General features: G+C 63.7%; 22 protein-coding genes and 1 tRNA gene. 16 read left to right on the top strand and 7 right to left on the bottom strand.

Annotation, left to right across the window (positions count from 1 at the left end):
• Positions 1–172: 172 nt before the first annotated feature.
• The gene (locus OCX61_RS26260) at positions 173–679 is read left to right on the top strand and encodes a disulfide bond formation protein B (protein WP_261941988.1); all 507 of its coding nucleotides are present in this window, start codon (positions 173–175) and stop codon (positions 677–679) included.
• A 232-nt stretch (positions 680–911) separates the two neighbouring features.
• A complete protein-coding gene (gene rsd / locus OCX61_RS26255) occupies positions 912–1,382 on the top strand; it encodes a sigma D regulator (RefSeq protein WP_261941987.1) in 471 nt (156 codons plus the stop codon).
• A 9-nt stretch (positions 1,383–1,391) separates the two neighbouring features.
• On the opposite strand, the gene OCX61_RS26250 is transcribed toward rsd, so the two are convergent.
• Positions 1,392–2,051, bottom strand: coding sequence for an FKBP-type peptidyl-prolyl cis-trans isomerase (locus tag OCX61_RS26250; RefSeq protein ID WP_261941986.1), 660 nt, complete (start codon positions 2,049–2,051; stop codon positions 1,392–1,394).
• A 299-nt stretch (positions 2,052–2,350) separates the two neighbouring features.
• Here OCX61_RS26250 and OCX61_RS26245 point away from each other — a divergent pair, with 299 nt between their 5' ends.
• On the top strand, positions 2,351–3,457 hold the full coding sequence (locus tag OCX61_RS26245) for an AlgP family protein (RefSeq protein ID WP_261941985.1): 1,107 nt from the start codon (positions 2,351–2,353) through the stop codon (positions 3,455–3,457).
• On the opposite strand, the gene OCX61_RS26240 is transcribed toward OCX61_RS26245, so the two are convergent.
• Positions 3,433–3,915: a TIGR02444 family protein gene (locus OCX61_RS26240; protein ID WP_261941984.1), complete on the bottom strand. Its 483-nt coding sequence runs from the start codon at positions 3,913–3,915 to the stop codon at positions 3,433–3,435. The genes OCX61_RS26245 and OCX61_RS26240 overlap by 25 nt on opposite strands.
• 50 nt (positions 3,916–3,965) lie before the next feature.
• On the opposite strand from OCX61_RS26240, the gene OCX61_RS26235 reads away from it, so the two are divergent.
• Together OCX61_RS26235 and OCX61_RS26230 are read left to right on the top strand one after the other, a co-directional pair.
• Positions 3,966–5,876 carry an ATP-binding cassette domain-containing protein gene (locus OCX61_RS26235; RefSeq protein WP_261941983.1) on the top strand — a complete coding sequence of 637 codons (1,911 nt, stop codon included), beginning with the start codon at positions 3,966–3,968 and terminating at the stop codon, positions 5,874–5,876.
• Between the two features lie 212 nt (positions 5,877–6,088).
• A complete protein-coding gene (locus tag OCX61_RS26230; protein ID WP_261941982.1) occupies positions 6,089–6,721 on the top strand; it encodes a LysE family transporter in 633 nt (210 codons plus the stop codon).
• Between the two features lie 30 nt (positions 6,722–6,751).
• On the opposite strand, the gene OCX61_RS26225 is transcribed toward OCX61_RS26230, so the two are convergent.
• Together OCX61_RS26225 and OCX61_RS26220 are read right to left on the bottom strand one after the other, a co-directional pair.
• Positions 6,752–7,504 carry a slipin family protein gene (locus OCX61_RS26225; protein ID WP_261941981.1) on the bottom strand — a complete coding sequence of 251 codons (753 nt, stop codon included), beginning with the start codon at positions 7,502–7,504 and terminating at the stop codon, positions 6,752–6,754.
• The gene (locus OCX61_RS26220; RefSeq protein WP_261941980.1) at positions 7,504–8,856 is read right to left on the bottom strand and encodes an NfeD family protein; all 1,353 of its coding nucleotides are present in this window, start codon (positions 8,854–8,856) and stop codon (positions 7,504–7,506) included. The genes OCX61_RS26225 and OCX61_RS26220 overlap by 1 nt, the downstream gene beginning before the upstream one ends.
• Before the next feature lie 98 nt (positions 8,857–8,954).
• On the opposite strand from OCX61_RS26220, the gene OCX61_RS26215 reads away from it, so the two are divergent.
• The 3 genes from OCX61_RS26215 to OCX61_RS26205 all read left to right on the top strand — a co-directional run bounded on the left by OCX61_RS26215 (position 8,955) and on the right by OCX61_RS26205 (position 10,426).
• Positions 8,955–9,413: an aminoacyl-tRNA deacylase gene (locus OCX61_RS26215; RefSeq protein ID WP_027916942.1), complete on the top strand. Its 459-nt coding sequence runs from the start codon at positions 8,955–8,957 to the stop codon at positions 9,411–9,413.
• A gap of 61 nt (positions 9,414–9,474) precedes the next feature.
• The gene (locus tag OCX61_RS26210; protein ID WP_261941979.1) at positions 9,475–9,717 is read left to right on the top strand and encodes a DUF2789 domain-containing protein; all 243 of its coding nucleotides are present in this window, start codon (positions 9,475–9,477) and stop codon (positions 9,715–9,717) included.
• Between the two features lie 70 nt (positions 9,718–9,787).
• Positions 9,788–10,426, top strand: a complete 639-nt coding sequence (locus OCX61_RS26205; RefSeq protein ID WP_261941978.1) for an NADH:ubiquinone oxidoreductase subunit N — start codon at positions 9,788–9,790, stop codon at positions 10,424–10,426.
• Between the two features lie 7 nt (positions 10,427–10,433).
• On the opposite strand, the gene OCX61_RS26200 is transcribed toward OCX61_RS26205, so the two are convergent.
• The 3 genes from OCX61_RS26200 to OCX61_RS26190 form a co-directional block, all read right to left on the bottom strand.
• Positions 10,434–10,871, bottom strand: a complete 438-nt coding sequence (locus OCX61_RS26200) for a CBS domain-containing protein (RefSeq protein WP_261941977.1) — start codon at positions 10,869–10,871, stop codon at positions 10,434–10,436.
• A 232-nt stretch (positions 10,872–11,103) separates the two neighbouring features.
• Positions 11,104–12,834 (bottom strand): dipeptidase, encoded by a 1,731-nt coding sequence (locus tag OCX61_RS26195; protein WP_261941976.1) that lies wholly within the window; start codon positions 12,832–12,834, stop codon positions 11,104–11,106.
• A 157-nt stretch (positions 12,835–12,991) separates the two neighbouring features.
• A tRNA-Arg gene (locus tag OCX61_RS26190) sits at positions 12,992–13,068 on the bottom strand.
• A gap of 265 nt (positions 13,069–13,333) precedes the next feature.
• On the opposite strand from OCX61_RS26190, the gene OCX61_RS26185 reads away from it, so the two are divergent.
• From OCX61_RS26185 to OCX61_RS26150, 8 genes are all read left to right on the top strand, one after another.
• Complete coding sequence (locus OCX61_RS26185; protein WP_261941975.1) at positions 13,334–14,083, top strand: GntR family transcriptional regulator; 750 nt, start codon at positions 13,334–13,336, stop codon at positions 14,081–14,083.
• Positions 14,080–15,804, top strand: coding sequence for a fumarate reductase/succinate dehydrogenase flavoprotein subunit (locus OCX61_RS26180; RefSeq protein WP_261941974.1), 1,725 nt, complete (start codon positions 14,080–14,082; stop codon positions 15,802–15,804). Before OCX61_RS26185 ends, OCX61_RS26180 begins: the two co-directional genes overlap by 4 nt.
• Positions 15,805–15,963: 159 nt before the next feature.
• A complete protein-coding gene (locus OCX61_RS26175) occupies positions 15,964–16,209 on the top strand; it encodes a 4Fe-4S dicluster domain-containing protein (RefSeq protein WP_008096634.1) in 246 nt (81 codons plus the stop codon).
• 123 nt (positions 16,210–16,332) lie between these two features.
• Positions 16,333–17,739 (top strand): ABC transporter substrate-binding protein, encoded by a 1,407-nt coding sequence (locus OCX61_RS26170; RefSeq protein ID WP_261941973.1) that lies wholly within the window; start codon positions 16,333–16,335, stop codon positions 17,737–17,739.
• Positions 17,740–17,754: 15 nt separating this feature from the next.
• Positions 17,755–18,537 carry an ABC transporter permease gene (locus tag OCX61_RS26165; RefSeq protein WP_261941972.1) on the top strand — a complete coding sequence of 261 codons (783 nt, stop codon included), beginning with the start codon at positions 17,755–17,757 and terminating at the stop codon, positions 18,535–18,537.
• Positions 18,537–19,385, top strand: a complete 849-nt coding sequence (locus OCX61_RS26160; RefSeq protein ID WP_261941971.1) for an ABC transporter ATP-binding protein — start codon at positions 18,537–18,539, stop codon at positions 19,383–19,385. The genes OCX61_RS26165 and OCX61_RS26160 overlap by 1 nt, the downstream gene beginning before the upstream one ends.
• On the top strand, positions 19,382–20,347 hold the full coding sequence (locus OCX61_RS26155; RefSeq protein ID WP_261941970.1) for a HEAT repeat domain-containing protein: 966 nt from the start codon (positions 19,382–19,384) through the stop codon (positions 20,345–20,347). Before OCX61_RS26160 ends, OCX61_RS26155 begins: the two co-directional genes overlap by 4 nt.
• Positions 20,347–20,628: a DUF971 domain-containing protein gene (locus OCX61_RS26150; protein WP_261941969.1), complete on the top strand. Its 282-nt coding sequence runs from the start codon at positions 20,347–20,349 to the stop codon at positions 20,626–20,628. The genes OCX61_RS26155 and OCX61_RS26150 overlap by 1 nt, the downstream gene beginning before the upstream one ends.
• Positions 20,629–20,664 lie beyond the last annotated feature (36 nt).

The raw sequence follows: 20,664 nt of genomic DNA, 5'->3' as shown, positions 1-20,664 counted from the left end.
ATTCAGCGTTATAAAGTTAGTTCTACAATCTTCTCTTAAGAAATTTCCTACAGCTCGAATTGAAACTTCCCTTGCAATACAGCGACTTGTCATTCCAGTAGCGCCTTGAAACAACCCCGGCCTTTCCTCTACCGTTCCAGGCCACTTCAACTTTCCCGGGACATTTCTGCCCATGTCTATGGCCAGTCTGCGCACGTTCTTCATTCCGGCATGCCTTGCCGCGCTGGCGGTGCTGGGGGCGTCTTTCCATCTCGAAAGTGTTCTTGGGCTTGTGCCTTGCCCACTGTGTTTCAGCCAGCGGGTACTGCTGGGCATTTATGCATTGGTGAGCCTGTGTGCGGCGTTGCATGCGCCTGGCATTGCCGGGGCACGGCGGTACGCGCGAACGGCGCTGCTGTTCGCAGCCAGCGGTGCCGTGCTGGCTGCGCGCCATGTGTGGTTGCAGGGGGCGGTAGATGCCAGCCACATGTGCCCGTTGCCGATCGGGCGCATGTTCGAGCTGTCGTGGCGCGAAGCTGCGCGCCAGCTATTGCTCGGCGGCCCCGACTGCAGCTCGCTGACTTGGAGCTTTCTCGACCTGACCTTGCCGGAATGGAGCCTGCTGGCGTTTCTGTTGCTGGCAGCGCTGCCCTTGAGCTGGCTGCTGGCGTATCGTTTCCGCTCGCTTGGCAATCCTTGACCTGGCGCATAGCGCTGGCCGATAGCGCGACCAATGGTGGTGCATCGGAGTATTAAACACTTGTATGAACTTTGTCTGCTGCGTACCTTGATGCTAAGCACGCGCGGGAATAATCTCCCAGCACGCATACCGAAAACACAACTGCTCGATGCCGTCCTGCTGATGTCACCTTTGTGCTGCACGGTCGTGGTGCGAGGTGCAGCGGCATCTACCCAGAAGGGAAGAGATCGCCATGCTCGATAGTTGTCAGAACGCCCAGGAACGCTGGGGTGGGGTTCACAAGCTGATCGACCGTTGGCTCGAGGAGCGAGAGGAGCTGGTCCAGGCTTTCCGCATCTTGCGCGACGCCAAGCCAGCCTTTGCCGACAAGCACAAGAACCGCGACTTCTGTGCGGTGCTGGTGGATTATGTGTCAGCCTGGCACTTCGAAGTTAGTGAGCAACTGGTCACCGAGGCCAAGGCGTTCGGGGATGAGAAGGCGCTGAAACTGGCCGAAGAGATCAACCCGCGAATCAACGACATTACCCAGATCGCACTGGCTTTCAACGACCATTGCGAGAAGGGTGAATGCAAGGACATCGAGCGCTTCGCCGAGAAGCTGGGCAAGTTGGGCAGCCTGCTGCACGAACGCTTCGAGCTCGAAGACTGCCTGATCGAGGTGCTGCATAACGCGCACAAGGAAGAGGGCGCGGTCGAAGCTTGACGGTCGGCCTCAGTCGCCGACCGCCAGCAACTCGATTTCGAACACCAGCGGCGTGTAGGGCGCGATCAGGTCACCCGCGCCCTCGGCACCGTAGGCCTGTGCCGAGGGGATAACCAGGCGCCAGGTCGAACCCGCCTTCATGTGTGGCAGCGCCACCTGCCACCCTTCGATCACCGAGTCGAGGCTGAACCACTGCGGTTGCTGGTTCTGGTCGAATACCGAGCCATCCGGCAGCCTGCCGACATAGCGCACCTGAACCTTGCCGCCGGCTTTGGGCTGCGCGCCATTACCCGCTTTCAGCTCAGTGTACAGCACGCCTTCGGGCAGTTCGTGCATGCCGGCGCGGGCCCGCTCGTTGGCCATGAAGCGGGTTTCCACGGCTTGCAGCTTGGTCACTTCGGCTTGTTCGGCGGCGCTGCTGGCCTGCTCTTCGTGCTGTTGGAGAATGGTCTCCATGCGTGCCTTGTCGAGCTTTAGTGGCTGGCCCTGATAGGACTGGCGCAGGCCTTCGACCAGCGCATCCAGTTGCAGGCCGGGCATTTCCTGGCGCAGGCGCTCACCCAGGCTGGCACCGAGGCTGTAGGCCAGATCGTGATCATTGGCAGGAGCGGTATCGGCCAGGGCGAATGGCGCCATCAGGCACAGGCTGAGAACAAGAATACGAGACATGGGTAGGTTCTGATCCAGATGTGTGTAATGGCTCGGGTGCTTGGCGTGATTGATTGGTTGTTGTCGAGATCGAGCGCCGCCCGCGCGGCGCTCGATATACGCAACGATAAACGACTCAAGTCATGCACCCCGCAAAAACCTGCAACGTTTTGTTAAGCAACTACACTTGCACGGAGCTGCAAGATAACAACTTTGCCCAGGCATGCAACGCGGCGCCATCAATACTGTCAACATGCCCTAGCGGCGGTAGCAGCAGAAGCATAGTATGAGCCGCAATCTCGTCAGCCAGGAGGTAAACCATGTCGGCTAAAAAGAAACCAGTAAATACGCCGTTACACCTGCTCCAGCAACTTTCGGGCAGCCTGCTCGAACACTTGGAAGAGGCCTGCTCGCAAGCGCTGGCTGATGCGGAGAAATTGCTGGCCAAGTTGGAAAAGCAGCGCGGCAAAGCCCAGGAAAAACTGCACAACGGTCGCCTGAAGTTGCAGGATGCGGCCAAGGCAGGCAAAGCCAAGGCACAGAACAAGGCGCAAAAGGTTATTGGTGAACTTGAAGCATTGCTCGATTCGCTCAAGGAACGCCAGACTCAGACGCGTACTTACATTCAGCAACTAAAGCGTGATGCTCAAGAAAGCCTGAAACTGGCCCAAGGTGTTGGCAAGGTTCGTGAGGCCGCTGGCAAGGCACTCGACCAGCGTGCAGTGGCTGCCAAGACTGTGAAACCGGCTGCTGCCAAGGCACCGGCCCGCAGCGCCGCCAAGCCTGCTGCCGCCAAGGCCCCGGCCAAACCGGCCGCTGCCAAGGCCCCAGCCCGCGCTACCGCCGCCAAGCCAGCCGCTAAAGCTGCCGCAGCCAAACCTGCAGCCAAGCCGGCCGCGAAAACTGCTGCAGCCAAGGCGCCTGCCAAACCAGCGGCCGCCAAGCCTGCAGCAGCCAAAGCCCCGGCCAGAGCCGCCGCAGCAAAACCTGCCGCCAAGCCAGCCGCGAAACCTGCTGCAGCCAAGGCGCCTGCCAAACCAGCGGCCGCCAAGCCTGCAGCAGCCAAAGCCCCGGCCAGAACCGCCGCAGCCAAACCTGCCGCCAAGCCAGCTGCGAAACCTGCTGCAGCCAAGGCGCCTGCCAAACCAGCTGCCGCCAAGCCTGCAGCAGCCAAAGCCCCGGCCAGAACCACAGCCGCCAAACCTGCCGCCAAGCCAGCGGCTAAACCGGTTGCCGCTAAACCCGCTGCCGCCAAGCCAGCCGCCAAACCTGCAGCGAAGGCCCCTGCAAAACCGGTCGCGGCCAAACCTGCCGAAACCAAACCGGCTACACCAGCCGCCACTGCGCCAACGACCAACTCGGCCGCTCCCGCCACCCCCTCGGCACCTGCCAGCACCCCAGCTCAGGCGCCGTCTTCGGCTTCCTGAAGTGCTGCGGCCGCGACGCGCAAGCTAACCAGCGCGTCGTGGCCACGGGCCTGGACCGGTGCCAGCCGGTCCAGCCAATTGTCCGTGGGCTCATGCGAGCCTGAGGGCCATTGTTGCGCACAGGTTTGCAGCCGTTGCAGCAACTCCTTCTCCGCTTGTAACTCCAGACCCTTCACCTGCTCACGCAACGCCGCCAGGTGTGGATCGTGCTGCGCGGGCGTGCGCCATTGCTGGCGCAGGCAACGCAACGGCGCAACCACATCGTGTTGCCACGGCCCGGCAATCGCACGCAATGCCTGGGCGCGCTCTTCGCTGAAGCTGACGGCACGCGCCTGCAGCCAGGTCGCACACAGCAACAGGCAGACGTCGCCCCCCATTGCCTGCACATCCAGGCAAGCCGTTTCGGCACCTGGGCGGGCATAGAGCGCCAGGGCGTGATTCCACAGGTCGGTGTACATGATTCCACTCACGCTGCGGGCCGAGGAAGCTGGTAGACTCCGCGACCACTATGATCAGACTATCCAACCTCACTTTACAGCGTGGTCCGCAGCGCTTGCTAGAAGGCGCCGAGATGACCCTGCACGCCGGTCACAAGGCCGGCCTGATCGGCGCCAACGGCGCCGGAAAATCCAGCCTGTTCGCCTTGCTGCGCGGTGAGCTGTCGCCCGATGCCGGCGATTGCCAGCTGCCCGGCGACTGGCGCATCGCCCACATGCGTCAGGAGGTCGATACCCTCGACCGCCTGGCCGTGGACTATGTGCTTGACGGTGACGCCCGCCTGCGCAAGGTTCAGGCCGAACTGGCCGTGGCCGAGCAGGCCCACGACGGTACTGCCCTGGCGCGCCTGCACAGTGAGCTGGAAGTCGCCGACGGCTACACCGCCGATGCCCGCGCCCGTAAATTGCTGGCTGGCCTGGGGTTCACCAACGAGCAGATGGACCGCCGCGTCGGTGACTTCTCCGGTGGCTGGCGGATGCGCCTGAACCTGGCCCAGGCGCTGATGTGCCCGTCCGACCTGCTGCTGCTCGACGAGCCGACCAACCACCTCGACCTCGACGCGATCCTGTGGCTGGAAGACTGGCTCAAAGGTTACCCGGGCACACTGTTGCTGATTTCCCACGACCGTGATTTCCTCGATGCCGTGGTCGACCATGTGCTGCACGTCGAGCAGCGCAAGCTCAACTTGTACAAGGGTGGTTACACCGCCTTCGAGCGCACCCGTGCCGAGCGCCTGGCGCAGCAGCAGCAGGCCTACGAGAAGCAGCAGGCGCAGCGCGCGCACATGGAAAAGTACATCGCCCGCTTCAAGGCCCAGGCCACCAAGGCCCGCCAGGCGCAGAGCCGGATCAAGGCCCTGGAGCGCATGGAAGAGCTGTCGGCGGCCCATGTCGATTCACCGTTCGACTTCGTCTTCCGCGAATCGCAGAAGATTTCGAGCCCGCTGCTGAGCCTGTCCGAAGGCCGCCTGGGCTATGGCGACAAGGCCATCCTCGACAAGGTCAAGCTGCAGCTGGTGCCGGGAGCACGCATCGGCCTGCTCGGCCCCAACGGCGCCGGCAAGTCGACCCTGATCAAGAACCTCGCCGGTGAGCTCGAGCCGCAGTCGGGCCGCCTGGTGCGTGGCGAGAACCTCGCCGTCGGCTACTTCGCCCAGCACCAGCTCGACTCGCTGGACGACAAGGCCAGCCCGCTCTTGCACCTGCAGCGCATCGCGCCGACCGAGCGCGAGCAGACCCTGCGCGACTTCCTGGGTGGCTTCGATTTCCATGGCGACCGTGTCGACGAGCCGGTGGTGAACTTCTCCGGTGGTGAGAAGGCCCGCCTGGCCCTGGCGCTGATCGCCTGGGAACGGCCGAACCTGCTGCTGCTCGACGAACCTACCAACCACCTCGACCTGGAAATGCGCCTGGCGCTGACCATGGCCCTGCAGGAGTTTGCCGGTGCCGTGGTGGTGGTTTCCCACGACCGTCACCTGCTCAAGAGCACCACCGACGACTTCCTGCTGGTGGCCGATGGCAAGGTCGAGCCTTTCGATGGCGACCTCGACGACTACAGCCGTTGGCTGGTCGAGTATCGCCAGCGCAGTGCGCCGGCCAGCAATGCCCCGGTCAACCCGGACAAGACCGACAAGAAGGCCCAGCGTCAGGCTGCGGCGGCCTTGCGCCAGCAGTTGGCACCGCACAAGAAGGCGGCCGACAAGCTGGAGAGCGAGCTCAACCACGTGCATGCGCAGCTGGCCGAGGTCGAGACTGCGCTGGGTGATGGTGGTGTGTACGAAGCGGCGCGCAAGGATGAGTTGCGCGATCTGCTGGCGCGGCAGACCAAGCTGAAGCAGCGCGAAGGTGAGCTTGAGGAAGCCTGGATGGAGGCTCTGGAAACCCTGGAGAGCATGCAGGCTGAGCTTGAGGCTTTGTCCTGATCCATTGTGGCCGCCTGTTCCGGCCCTTTCGCGGGGCAAGCCCGCACCCACAGGCACTTCACAGGCTCTGAAGTTTGTGGTTTTCCTGAGGGAGCGGGCTTGTCCCGCGAAAGGGCCAGCACAGGCGATGGAATGTCCGCAGAATTTGCTGGTTATTTTTTCGCCAACCCCTTAGCTTAACGTTTTGCAACAATTGTTGAGCGAGGTGTGTGATGTCGATGGAAGTGTGGTTGGGCTTCTTTGCCGCGTGCTGGGTGATCAGCCTGTCGCCGGGTGCCGGGGCGATTGCCTCGATGTCCAGCGGGCTGCAGTACGGTTTCTGGCGTGGGTACTGGAATGCCCTGGGCCTGCAACTAGGCCTGATCGTGCAGATCGCCATCATCGCCGCCGGCGTGGGTGCCGTCCTGGCCGCTTCCGCCACCGCCTTCCAGCTCATCAAGTGGTTCGGTGTCGCCTATCTGGTCTACCTGGCCTACAAGCAATGGCGCGCCCTGCCGATGGACATGGCCGACGAGTCCGGCGTGCGCCCGATCGGCAAGCCGTTGAGCCTGATGTTCCGGGGGTTCCTGGTCAACGTCAGCAACCCCAAGGCGCTGGTGTTCATGCTCGCCGTGCTGCCGCAGTTCCTCAACCCGCATGCGCCGCTGCTGCCGCAGTACATCGCGATCACCGTGACCATGATCAGCGTCGACATGCTGGTGATGGCGGGTTACACCGGGCTGGCTGCGCGGGTGCTGCGCCTGCTGCGCACGCCCAAGCAGCAGAAGCGCCTGAACCGTACCTTTGCCGGGTTGTTCATCGGCGCGGCGACCTTCCTCGCCACCCTGCGTCGGGCGCCAATCTGACCGAGAGCCGGGGCTGCCAGGCAGCCCCGGTCATTTCTGCTTGTCCACCAAGCCCTTGAGCAAGTCGATCGGCAGCGGAAAGACAATGGTCGAGCTCCTGTCCCCGGCAATCGCCCCCAGTGTCTGCATGTAACGCAACTGCATGGCCCCCGGCTCCTTGCTGAGCATCTGCGCGGCCTGCATCAGCTTTTCCGACGCCTGCAATTCACCCTCGGCGTGAATCACCTTGGCCCGCCGCTCGCGTTCGGCTTCTGCCTGGCGGGCGATGGCGCGGATCATCGATTCGTTGAGGTCCACATGCTTGATCTCGACGTTGGCCACCTTGATGCCCCAGGCGTCGGTCTGGGCGTCCAGTACCTGGCGGATGTCCGAATTCAGCTGCTCGCGCTCGGCCAGCAGTTCGTCCAGCTCGTGTTTGCCCAGCACCGCTCGCAAGGTGGTCTGGGCCAGCTGGCTGGTGGCGACGAGGAAGTCCTCGACCTGGATGATCGCCTTTTGCGGATCGAGCACGCGGAAATACAACACCGCATTGACCTTCACCGATACGTTGTCGCGGGTGATCACATCCTGCGGCGGTACATCCAGCACCACGGTGCGCAGGTCGACCCGGACCATCTGCTGGATCACCGGGATCAGCAGGATCAGCCCCGGGCCTTTGACCTGCCAGAAGCGCCCCAGCTGGAACACCACGCCGCGCTCGTATTCGCGCAGGATGCGAAATGCCGAGAGCAACAGCATCGCCAGCACGATCAGCACCGCGCCGAAACCCACTTGCATGAACATCATCGGTCTCCTTGCGCCGCCGGTGCGGCGGCGCTCACTTCCAGCATCACGCCATGGCGCGCCGTGACCCGAACGTTCTGCCCGGTCTGAAGCGGCGTTGAGCACTGGACTTGCCATTGTTCGCCCTGGGCCTGTACCGAACCACAGAACGGGTTGTCCGCCAGCACGTGGGTGACCGTCACCAGGCTGCCGACCAGGCCGGCGTCACCGCTGACCAGCGCCCGTCGCCGCGCCTTGATGGCCATGCCCAGCACACCGCCGATCAGCAGCGCCGAGAGCACGGCGAGAGTGCCGATCAGCAGCAGCGGGATACCGAAGCCCGGTGCATCGGTGTCGATCAGGATCACCGCGCCTGCCACGAAGGCCACGATGCCGCCGAAACCGACCACGCCGAAGCTGGGCAGGAACGCCTCGGCGATCATGAAGGCGATGCCGAGCAGGATAAGTGCCACGCCGGCGAAGCTCACCGGCAGCAGCTGCAGGGCGTACAGCGCCAGCAGCAGGCAGATACCGCCGACCACGCCGCCCAGCGCTGAGCCGGGGTTCATGAACTCGAACAACAGGCCGTACACCCCGATCATGATCAGGATCAGCGCCACGCTAGGGCTGGTAATGACGGCCAGCAGGCGCGTGCGCCAGTCCGGCAGGTGCTCGACCAGCGCCGCGTCCCGTGTTTGCAGCAGCCGTGGTTCGCCGGCGGCGACCAAGGTCTTGCCGTCGAGTTGGTGCAGCAGATCGGGCAGGTCGTTGGCCACCTGGTCGATCACTTTCAGGCGTAGCGCTTCACTGGCAGGCAAGCTGACTGCCTCTCGCACCGCCTGCTCTGCCCAGTCGGCATTGCGCCCGCGCAGCTGAGCCAGGCCTCGGATGTATGCGGTGGCATCGTTGACCTGTTTGCGCGCCAGGGTCTGTTCCTCGTCGCTCGGCTTGGCCTTGTCGTCCTTTGGCGTACCGGGCAGGCCACCGATCTGCACCGGCGTGGCGGCGCCGAGGTTGGTCCCCGGGGCCATGGCCGCGACGTGGCTGGCATACAGGATGTAGGTGCCGGCGCTGGCGGCACGGGCGCCGCTGGGGGCAACGAAACTGACGACCGGCACCGGGCTGGCGAGAATCGCCTTGATCATCTGGCGCATGGCGCTGTCCAGCCCGCCGGGGGTGTCCAGGCGCAGCACCACCAATTGGGCGCCCTGGGCCTTGGCCTGTTCGAGGTTGCGCAGCAGGTAGTCGGCGCTGGCCGGGCCGATGGCATCATCGATACCCAGCACCCAGACGCTGCCGGGCGCCGCCTGACCGGCCTGGGCAAGGCCAAGCAGAAGCAACAGCAGCAAGCAGCGGCAACATCGAGTGATCACCTGTCGTCACCTCGTCGACCTCTCTGCTTGAAGTTTAGCCATGCCTGCCGGCCCAAGGCCTAAAATTGGAAATTGGGGGGCGAAACCGGAGGTGCATCATGCGTATGGCCAAAACCCTGCAGCAGCGCCTGGACCAGGCCAACTGCGACTACGACATCATTCCCCACCCACACTCGGCCACCAGCCTGGAGTCGGCGCGCACGGCCGGGGTGCCCGCAGAGCGGGTCGCCAAGTCGGTCATGCTCGACGACCGCCATGGCAACTACATCATGGCCGTACTACCGGCCAACCGGCACATGGACATGAGCAAGGTGCGCATGTCCGGCGCCTGGCAGCTGACCCGCGAAAGCGCCTTGCCGATGCTGTTCGGCGATTGCGAGCGGGGTGCCATCCCGGCGATGGGTGACGCCTACCAGATCAAGATGCTGCTCGATTCGAGTCTTACCCGCCAAGGCGATGTCTACCTGGAGGCGGGTGACCACGATCACCTGATCCACATGAGCATGGAGCAGTACCTTAAACTGGTGCCGCAAGCCGAAGTACGCGAGCTGTGCTGATGTTTTCAAGCCAATGCCGGGCCGGCGTCGTGGACGGCCAGCCCGGCACACAGGAGGAACCATGGACGCACCGATCCATCCATTCGCCGAGCTGTTCAAGCAACTGGGCCTGCCCGACGATGCGCAGAGCATCGACCAGTTCATCACCAGCCATTCGCCCTTGAAGAACGAGACCAAGCTGGTGGATGCACCGTTCTGGACCGAGTCCCAGCGCGCTTTCCTGAAAGAAAGCATCATTGAAGATGCCGATTGGGCGGTGCCTTTCGATCAACTCAACGAAGCGCTGCGCCGCCCCCGAAAATAAAGTGCCGAGCGGCACCTGACGAGTGATTGGCCGTTGCTATGCTCAGGAAAAAACAAGAGGGGATAGCGTGATGAAAGATCCCTACGCACCAGGTTTCTGGTGCTCCGTGACGATCCTGGGCACCCTGACGGCCAGTTATTTCTATGGTATCCGCCACACCCAGCAGATGAACCAGGCGATACAGTTCCTCTACGCTGCCGCCGCCGTGACTGGCGCGGTCGCGCTGGTGGCGCTGACCTGGATTGCCTGGCAGCAGTTGCGCCTGAACAAGCGTGAAGTGGTCCAGGGGCGAACATTGCTGACCATCTGGAACACCAAGGTCGCGCTACGCCGTGTCGAGACAGTGTTCGACCGCTATTTCTGGGGCAGCTACTGGCATTCCGGTCGCACCTTCGAGGAGGTCATGGGCGAGCTCAAGGGCACCCCGCTGGAGCAGAGCCTGGATGCCCTGAAACGCCAGTGCCGGGCGCTCGACCGGGAAATCCACGACCATCACCATCACTGGCTGGCCAATGCCCGCGATCTGTCCAGCGTGGCCACGGCCATGGCCCGCGAGCGTTATCAGCTGGACTTGTGCGAGCCGTCGAGCAACGGCCATGGCAATACCGCCGTGCTCAATCGTGACCTGGAGGTGCTGGTGTACACCTGGTCGGCGCGCCTGCGCAGCTTCGACCATCAGCTGGACGAGCTGGAGCGCGCCTACCACTGAGGCGCAATCATTCGCCGCGGATGTACTGCTCCAGTTGCTTGATCAGGTTGGCCTGTTCGGCGATGGTTTCCTTGACCAGGTCACCGATCGACAGCAGCCCGAGCAGCTTGCCGTTGTCGACCACTGGCAGGTGGCGCAGGTGGAGGTCGGTCATTCGCTGCATGCAGTAATCCAGATTCCTCTTCGGCTCAACGGTGATCACTGGCGCGCTCATGATCTCGCGCACCGGCGTTGCGGCGGAGGAGCGGCCCTTGAGCACCAGTTTGCGTGCGTAGTCCCGTTCACTGACGATCCCCACTACCTTGTCGTTTTCGACCACAGGCAGCGCACCGACGTTTTTCTCCGCCAGCAGTTTCAGGGCGTCGAGCACCGAGTCATCCGGGCCGATGGTGTACACGGTCTGGTGCTGGGACTTGGTCTTGAGGAGTTGTTCGACGTTCTTCATACGGGCCTCTGCGGGTGAATAAGACGAGCTCTCCGAGTAAATAAAGCATCCGGCAAGCCGGCCTGCACGGCAATGCAGGAAACGGCATGGAGTCGATTGAAAAACGTCATGGGTGTTGCCCGTGCCGGCCTCTTCGCGGCTAAAGCCGCTCCTACAGGATTTCTACAGCCCGCAAATGCGCCGCAGTACCTGTGGGAGCGGCTTTAGCCGCGAAGAGGCCGGTACAGCTGACTCAGAGCTTCGGCATCTGCCCGATCCGCGCCACCATCTCGCTCACGATCTGCAAGTCGAGCATGAACTGTTCCACGGTCTTGAACTCGTTGTCGTTGTGCCCGGTGTACTTCACATCCGGCATGGCCAGGCCGAACTGCACGCCGTTGGGCAGGTCATGCACCGAGGTGGCACCAGCCGAGGTGCCGAATTCGTGCTTCATGCCCAGGTTCTCGCTGGCCACATCCAGCAGCGCCTTGACCCATTCGCCCTCGGGGTTGCGGAACATCGGCTCGTCGAGGCTGTAGTCGAAGGCCACCGAGGTGTGGCTCTGGCGGGTCCATTTGCCGAGCTTGTCGGCCAACTGGTCCTTGAGCGTAGCCAGCGGCTTGCCTTTGGGGATACGCAGGTTCACGGCCAGCTTCAGGCCCTTGTCATCTACGCCGACGAAGGTCAGCGAGGTGGTCAACGGGCCCATGAACGGGTCTTCGAAGCCTATGCCCAGTTGCTTGCCCAGATAGTCCAGGCCCCAGTTGTCGGCGGCGTAGCGGGCGGCATCGGTGAAGTGGTTGTGCTTGAGCGGCACCTGCTGGCCCAGGCCATTGAGGAAGTCGAGCATGCGCGCCACCGGGTTGATGCCGGACTCTGGCTCCGAAGAGTGGGCAGAAACGCCGGTCACGGTGAGCAGCACGTTCTTGCCATCGACCTTGGCATCGATGCTGAAGTCGCCGCCATTGTGCTTCACATAATCGGCGCCGGCATTCTTCAGGTTTTTGGCCAGCGCTAGCGGGTTGTCGCTAACCAAGGTGGCCACCGACGTGGTCGGAATCTGGTTGGTCGCCAGGCCACCGGTCAGGTTGATGATTTCCGCTCCCTGGCCGGTGGCCGGGCGTTTGCTGAAGCTGGCCATGACCGTGCCGTAGCCCTTCTCGGCAATCACCACCGGGTAGCCGCCATCGAGTGCCAGGTTGTAGTCAGGCGTAGGGTTGCGCTCGAAGTAGTAGGGGATGGCGTCGCCGCTGGTTTCTTCGGTGGTGTCGATCAGCAGCTTGAACTGCCGGGCCAGGGGCAGGTTTTCATCCTTGGCCACTTTCAGTGCATACAGCGCGACGATGATGCCGTTCTTGTCATCCTCGGTGCCGCGGCCGTACATGCGGTCGCCGACCTGGGTGACCTTGAACGGGTCGAGGCGGGTGCCGTCGGCCAGTTTCCAGTTGTCCGGGTTGACCGGTACCACGTCGGCATGGGCGTGGATGCCGACTACTTCCTTGCCTTCGCCCAGCGAAATCTCGTAGACGCGGTTGTCGACATTGCGGAAGGTCAGGCCGAAGCCCTCGGCCAGGGCCTTGATCTTGTCGGCGATCTTGAGGAACTCGGGGTTTTCGTGCTGCGGCACGCCGTCGACGCTGAACGTGGGGATAGCGACCAGCTCGCGCAGGTTCTCTGTGGCGGCCTTGGCGTACTTGATGCGGGTGTAAAGGCCGAGCAGGCGGTTGATCTCGTTCTGCTGCTCGGTTGCGAGCGGCTTGCCGGCCAGGTAGGCGTCGAGCGTGGCAGCGAGGTTGTCGGCCTTGGCCAGCTCGCTACTTTTGAGTTTGCCGAGGAATTGCTTGAAGTCAGCCGGGTTGCTGCCCTCGAAGGCTTTGACGATGGCGGCGGACTGTTGCTGAGTTAGGTTGGCCTGGGCCGGTTGGGTGAACAGGCCGATGCTGGCCAGTAGCAAGGCGGTGGAGGTGAGCTTTTTCAGGTGCATGCGCGCGCATTCCTTCGCGAATCATTGTTGTTGGGTGCCCGTCGGATACGGGAAGGGGCCCACGCTAACATCAATGACCCATGGCACGGGAGTGCCAGAAACGCGACATGTCGCACAAATGAAAAAGCCCCGGGAGTGATCCCAGGGCTTTCTGATATGGCGCACTCGGCGGGATTCGAACCCACGACCCCTGCCTTCGGAGGGCAGTACTCTATCCAGCTGAGCTACGAGTGCAACGCGCACGCATGATACCCATCTGATTCGGCGGCGTCCATCGCCTTGATCTAAGGCTGTTTTTCTCGGTTGACCGTTCGTGGCTGAAGCCTCTCCCACAGCTTCTGCGCGGTCTGCCGGAGCGGCGTCAGCCTCGAAGGGCCTGTACAGGCCAACCCAAATCCGTCTATCCATATGCGATATCAGTATTTCCTTACCTCTTCTTATGCCCTCTATGATCTGGTCACAACTTGTTATAACAAGTCATCGATCAGCGAAGAGACCCATGGCCGAACTGCTCCCCCTGTCCCCGGTACCGCTTTACACCCAGCTCAAGGAATTGCTGCGCGAGCGCATCCTCGACGGTACGTACCCACCGCATAGCCGCATGCCCTCGGAAAGCGAGCTGGGCAAGGCTTTCGATGTCAGCCGTATCACCGTGCGCCAGGCGCTCGGCGATCTGCAGAAAGAAGGGCTGATTTTCAAGATCCACGGCAAAGGCACCTTCGTCGCCAAGCCCAAGGCGTTCCAGAACGTCAGCACCCTGCAGGGCCTGGGTGAGTCGATGACGCAGATGGGCTACGAGGTGATCAACCGCCTGCGCAGCTTCCGCCATGTGCCGGCCAGTGCTCTGGTGGCCGCGCGCCTGCAGGTCGAGGAGGGCAGCCCGGTCACCGAGATCCGCCGGGTAAGGCTGATCAATCGCGAGCCGGTATCGCTGGAACTGACCTGGCTGCCCAAGACCGTCGGCGAAAAGCTGGAGAAGGCCGACCTGGTCACTCGCGACATCTTCCTGCTGCTGGAAAACGACTGCGGCATCGCCCTCGGCCACGCCGACCTGGCCATCGACGCGGTGCTGGCCGACAGCGACCTGACCCAGGCGCTGGAGGTGGAGGAGGGTGCGCCGATCATGCGCATCGAACGCCTGACCCATGCCGCCGACGGCACGCCGCTGGACTTCGAACACCTGTATTACCGCGGCGATGCCTTCCAGTACCGCCTGCGCATCGACCGCCAGAAGGGGAGCAAGGCATGAGCATCGAGACCCAGGATTACGACATCATCGTCATCGGCGGCGGCACTGCCGGGCCAATGGCGGCGATCAAGGCCAAGGAGCACGACAAGCAGTTGCGCGTGCTGCTGCTGGACAAGGCCAACGTCAAGCGCAGCGGCGCCATCAGCATGGGCATGGACGGCCTGAACAACGCCATCATCCCCGGCCATGCCACGCCCGAGCAGTACACCAAGGAAATCACCGTGGCCAACGACGGCATCGTCAACCAGGCCGCCGTGCATGCCTACGCCACCCACAGTTTCGAAACCATCGAGCAGCTCGACCGCTGGGGGGTGAAGTTCGAGAAGGACGAGACCGGCGACTACGCGGTGAAGAAGGTCCATCACATGGGCGCCTATGTGTTGCCCATGCCCGAGGGGCATGACATCAAGAAGGTGCTCTACCGCCAGCTCAAGCGCGCCCGGGTCGAGATCAGCAACCGCATGGTCTGCACCCGTGTGCTGCTCGATGCCGAGGGCGCCGCTGCAGGTGTGCTGGGCTTCGACTGCCGCACCGGCGAGTTCCGCGTGGTCCGGGCCAAGGCGGTGATCCTCGCCTGCGGCGCCGCCGGCCGCCTGGGCCTGCCGTCGTCGGGTTACCTGATGGGCACCTACGAGAACCCCACCAATGCCGGTGACGGCTATGCCATGGCCTACCATGCCGGTGCCGAGCTGGCCAACCTCGAGTGCTTCCAGATCAACCCGCTGATCAAGGACTACAACGGCCCGGCTTGTGCCTACGTCACCGGCCCGCTGGGCGGCTACACCGCCAATAGCAAGGGCGAGCGCTTCATCGAGTGCGACTACTGGAGCGGGCAGATGATGTGGGAGTTCCACCAGGAGCTCGAAGGCGGCAACGGCCCGGTGTTCCTCAAGCTCGACCACCTGGCCGAGGAAACCATCCAGAACATCGAAGAGATCCTGCACAGCAACGAGCGCCCCAGCCGTGGCCAGTTCCATGCCGGGCGTGGCACCGACTACCGCCAGCACATGGTCGAGATGCATATTTCCGAGATCGGCTTCTGCTCGGGGCATTCGGCCTCGGGGGTGTGGGTCAACGAGAAGGCCGAGACCAGCGTCAAAGGCCTGTACGCCGCAGGCGACATGGCGGCGGTACCGCACAACTACATGCTTGGCGCGTTCACCTACGGCTGGTTTGCCGGTGTGAATGCCGCACAGTACGTGGCCGGGCGGGAACTGGCCGAGGTCGATGCCGGGCAGGTCGAGCGCGAACGCGCGCGGGTGTTCGCGCCGTTGCAGCGTGAGCATGGTCTGCCGCCGGCGCAGGTGGAATACAAGCTGCGACGCATGGTGAACGATTACCTGCAGCCGCCGAAGGTGACCAGGAAAATGGAAATCGGCCTGGCGCGCTTTGCCGAGATCGAGCGTGATCTCGAGCAGATGAAGGCCAGCAACCCGCATGAGCTGATGCGGGCCATGGAGGTCTCGGTGATCCGCGACTGTGCCGAAATGGCGGCGCGGGCCTCGTTGTTCCGTGAGGAGAGCCGCTGGGGCCTGTACCACCACCGGGTCGACTTCCCCGAGCGCAACGATGGCGAGTGGTTCTGCCACTGCCATCTGAAAAAAGGCGAAAACGGTGAAATGACCAGTTTCAAGAAAGCCGTCGAGCCGTACCTGATCGCGTTGGATGCCGAAGAGCAGACTGCCTATGACCGGTTGCGAGTCAAAGCCAATGCCGCCTGAGCGACACCTAACCTTGCGGGAGCGGGTTCACCCGCGAACACCGGCGAAGCCGGTGCCATCGACCGTGTTGGATTCTTCGTGGGTAAACCCGCTCCCACAGGGAAATGTGCAAGCCTCTAGATGAAAAGGTGCCCATGAAGGCCCCAAGGACCCCGTGAAATGGCCTACCAGCCCCAGGAAATCTTCTTTCGCAGCAGCGCCCCGGTGACCATCGACGAAGACAAGTGCATCGCCGAAAAAGGCTGCACCGTCTGTGTCGAGGTCTGCCCCATGGACCTGCTGGCGATCAACCCGGCCACGCAAAAGGCTTACATGGCCTTCGACGAGTGCTGGTACTGCATGCCCTGCGAGAAAGACTGCCCCACCGGCGCGGTCAAGGTCGATATCCCGTACCTGCTGCGCTGATTGATCCCCGCCATCCGGCGAGCCACCGGACGCGCCTCCTGTAATGCCCCCCTCGTTTCCCACCACCCAAGCCCGGTGGCGGAGACGATTACACAACTCAAAACGATTCGAGGGGAAACACCCATGCGCCTTGTAGCAACCGTGGCCGGCCTCGCGCTGGCGCTCACCGGCCTGAACGCCAGTGCCGAAACCATCCGCATCGCCATCGGCACCCAGGACACCACCATCAACTGCGCTACTGGCGGCCTGCTGATCCGTGAACTGGGCCTGCTCGACAAGTACCTGCCGCACGATGGCAAGTACAAGGATGCCCAGTACCAGATTGAGTGGAAGAACTTCACCAGCGGCGCGCCGCTGACCAACGAGATGGTCGCTGGCAAGCTCGACTTCGGCGCCATGGCCGATTTCCCCGGCTCGTTCAACGGTGTCGCGCACCTGGATGCCGGCAAGCGCAGCCTGTTCATCAGCGTGCTGTCGGGCAGTGTGCACGGCAGCGGCAACGGTATTGTCGTACCGGCAGCGTCGAAGGTGCAGTCGCTGGCTGAACTCAAGGGCAAGACCATCTCCGTGCCGTTCGCCTCCACCGCCCACGGTATGCTGCTGCGCGCCGTCGCGGCCCAGGGCTGGGACCCGCAGAAGGACGTGCGAATCATCGCCCAGGCGCCGGAGATTGCCGGTTCCGCCCTGCGCAGCAACCGCATCGAGGCCCACGCCGACTTCGTGCCGTTCGCCGAGCTGTTCCCCAACCGCGGCTTTGCCCGCAAGATCTACGACGGTGCCCAGGCCAACGCGCCGACGTTCCATGGCGCGCTGGTGGACGCCGACTATGCGAAGAAGTACCCGGAAGTGGTCACCGCTTATCTGCGCGCCAGCCTCGAAGCTGACCGCCTGATCGCTGCAGAACCGGAAAAATACAGCGAACTGATGGAGAAGGTCACCGGCATCGAGGCCGAGGTCAACTACCTGTTCCACGGCCCGCTCGGTCTGCAGACCCGCGACCTGACCTGGAAGCCTGAATACCGCCAGGCGGTAACGACCTCCATCGACACGCTCAAGCTGCTGAAGAAGACCGACCGCGGCCTCGACACCGACCAGTTCATCGACGACCAGTACATCCGCGCAGCCTTCAAGCAGGCCGGCTTGGATTACGACAAGGCGCTGAAGAACTACGGCCCGCTGCCGCTCAAGGCCAACGATGCGCTCACCGGCAAGCCGATCACCGACTTCAGCCGCCTGGCGCAGATCTGGGTGCGCGGTGAAGACAAGGTACGCCACTACGCCTCGCCGGAAGCCGCCCTTGGCGCGCTGGCCCAGTTGGAGCAGGAAGGCAAGGACATCCGCGCGATCTACGCCCAGGCTGCCGACAGCGGCATCAAGCTGCTGGCCAACCAGGCCTGGTTCGTGCGCAATGCCCACGGCGAGCTGGCTGCATTCCTGCTCAAGGACCAGGCCGAGCAGTACGCCAAGGCCCATGGTGGTGAAGCGCTGGACTTCGTCAGTGCCAACCAGAAGCTGGTCGCCCAGCGCTGACCGGGAGGCACCGAGATGACTCGCCACCTCAAGCGCTGGCCCGTGCGCCTGGCTTCGCTGCTGGCCTGCCTGCTGTTCTGGCAAGTAGCGGCCAGCGTCAAGCTGGACCTTGGCCTGCTGACCTTCACCTATGTCCCCACGCCGCAGGCGGTGCTGGCGGCAGCCTGGCAGTTGCTGACCTCCAGCGCCCTGCTGGCTCACCTGGGCAGCAGCCTGTCACGGGTGTTTGCCGGATATGCCGCTGCGGCACTGCTGGGGGTGGCCCTGGGCTTGTTGATCGGCCGCTCGAAATGGGCCGAGGACACCTTGCTGCCGCCACTCGAAGTGCTGCGGCCGATACCGGCGGTGGCGTGGATCCCGCTGGCGATCCTGATGTTCCCGTCGTCGGAGCTGTCGATGGTGTTCATCACCTTCACCGGTGCGCTGTTCCCGATCCTGCTCAACACCGTCCATGGCGCGGAGGCTGTCGACCCGCGCCTGGTCGCCTCGGCGCGCAGCCTCGGTGCCGGGCGCTGGTCGATCCTGCGTGAAGTGGTACTGCCTGGCGCGTTGCCGAGCATCGTCACGGGCCTTGCCATCGGCATGGGCACCTCGTGGTTCTGCCTGGTCACTGCCGAGATGATCGCCGGGCAGTTCGGCATCGGTTACTACACCTGGGAGTCATACACCTTGCAGAACTACCCGGACATCGTTGTCGGCATGCTGTTGATTGGCATGCTGGGCATGGGCAGCAGCGCCCTGGTCAAGCGCCTCGGCGCATTCGCCACGCCCTGGTACCGCACGCGGAGGGCCAGCTGATGAACAGTTATCAACAGGCCGGGCGGATCGATGGGCATGGCCTGTCGATTCGGCTGGGGCAGGGCCGAGAAGCCTTCGAGGCGGTGCAGCGCCTGGACTTTGCCGTGGCGCCGGGGGAGTTCGTCTGCATCCTTGGGCCATCGGGTTGCGGCAAGTCGACCTTGCTCGGTGCCCTGGCCGGGCACCTTGTGCCCAGCAGCGGCCAGTTGAGCGTGGACGGCCAGGCTATCACCGGGCCGTCGCCGCAGCGTGGCATGGTGTTCCAGCACCACACCTTGCTGCCGTGGCGCAGCGTGCTCGACAACGTCGGCTTCGGCCTGAAGATGCAAGGCCTGGGCAAGGCCGAACGCCGCCAGCAGGCCGGCGAAATGCTCCAGCTGGTGGGCCTGGCCGACTTCGCCGAGCGCTGGCCCAGCCAGTTGTCCGGCGGCATGCAGCAGCGTGCCGAAATCGCCCGGGTGCTGATCAACCGCCCGCGCCTGCTGCTGATGGACGAGCCTTTCGGCGCTTTGGATGCGCAAACCCGTTCGCGCATGCAGGAATTGCTGCTGGATATCTGGGCGCGCATCCGCACCACCGTGGTGTTCGTCACCCACGATATTGATGAAGCCTTGTTCCTGGCTGACCGCATTCTGGTGATGAGCCCGCGCCCCGGTCGCTTCATCGAGGACCTGCGCCTGGACTTTGCCCGCCCGCGCCGCGCCAGCCTGCTGACCAGCCCTGAATTCACCCACCTCAAACGCCATTGCCTGGCCTTGCTGCGCCATGAAGAAGGCCGCGAACTGCCGCGCCTGACGCCACTTGGCCTGCCAGCCACCGACCATCCGCCGCTCAGGATCGCGCTATGACCGAACGAAGCACCGACAACCCCGAAATTCTTGAACTGCTGCCACGCCTCGGCGCCGATGACGCCGGCGTGCGGCGCATTGCCTTGATCGAACTGGCCGACCTGGAAGACCTCGATGCCTTGCCGTGGCTGACCGATGCCCTGTTGGTCGATGGCGCCGACGACGTGCGCGCCGAGGCCGCGCGCCTGCTGGAAGCCTGGGAGGAGCCGGAAGTGGTTCAGGCTTTGTGCGCCGCACTGGCGGATGGTGCCGAGGCGGTGCGCCTGGCGGCTGCGCAGAGCCTCAGCGAGTTGAAGAGCCCGGAAGCCGGCCAGTTGATTCTGCCGTGGACGACCCACGCCGATGCCTTTGTCCGGGCCAGTGCCTTGCGTGCCCTGCGTGAGTTGCGCCTGGGCGACGCCGCCGGGCCTGCGCTGCGGGCGCTGGAGGACCAGGACGCGGCGGTGCGGCGCGAAGCCGTGGGTATTCTGGGTTGGCTCAAGCACGAGCCCGCGCTGCCTGCCTTGGCGAAACTGGCCGAGCACGAGCCCGACACCGAGGTACGCCGTGCCGCGATTGGCGCCTTGGGGCTTGCGCGTGATCTTGCTGTGTTGCCGGCGCTGGTTGGCGCCCTGCGCGATGCCGCCTGGCAAGTGCGCGAAGAAGCCGCGACGACGCTGGGCAAGGTGGGCCATGCTCAGGCGGGGCCGGCACTGGTGGCGGCGCTGGGCGATGGCTTCTGGCAAGTACGCCTGCGCGCTGCCCGCTCATTGGGCCGCTTGCGTCATGGCGAGGCGCTGGATGCCCTGGCCGACTTGCTCGGCCATGGCATTGCCAACCTGCGCAAGGAAGCCGCGCTGGCGCTCGGCGAACTGGGGCAAGCCCGTGCCTTGCCGGCGTTGCAGGCGGCTGAGGCGGACAGCGATCCAGAAGTGCGCAAGGCCGTGCGCATCGCCTTGGCGCAGCTGCGCGGGGCTGCTTGATGAACAGCCCCAATGCAATACGCAATCAACGCGAGGCAGGGCAACTGACCGTGCGCTGGCAGGATGGCGAGCAGGTCATCAGCCATGCGCGCTTGCGCGGTGCCTGCCCGTGCTCGCAATGCCGCGCCGCCCATTGGCGCGGTGCAATTGGCGTGGTGCAGGACGATGTGCGGGTAGAGCACATCGAGCCGCAGGGGTACGGCGTGCAATTGCTGTTCAGCGACGGACATCAACGGGGTATCTACCCCTGGGAATACTTGCGCGGGCTGGGGGTGGCATAGCAGTACCCCATTAATCACCTCGGGGCGGAGCAGTTT

This window comes from Pseudomonas sp. LRP2-20 (assembly GCF_024349685.1).
In the GTDB taxonomy this organism is placed as follows: Bacteria; Pseudomonadota; Gammaproteobacteria; order Pseudomonadales; family Pseudomonadaceae; genus Aquipseudomonas.
This window is presented reverse-complemented; position numbering and strand designations above follow the sequence as displayed.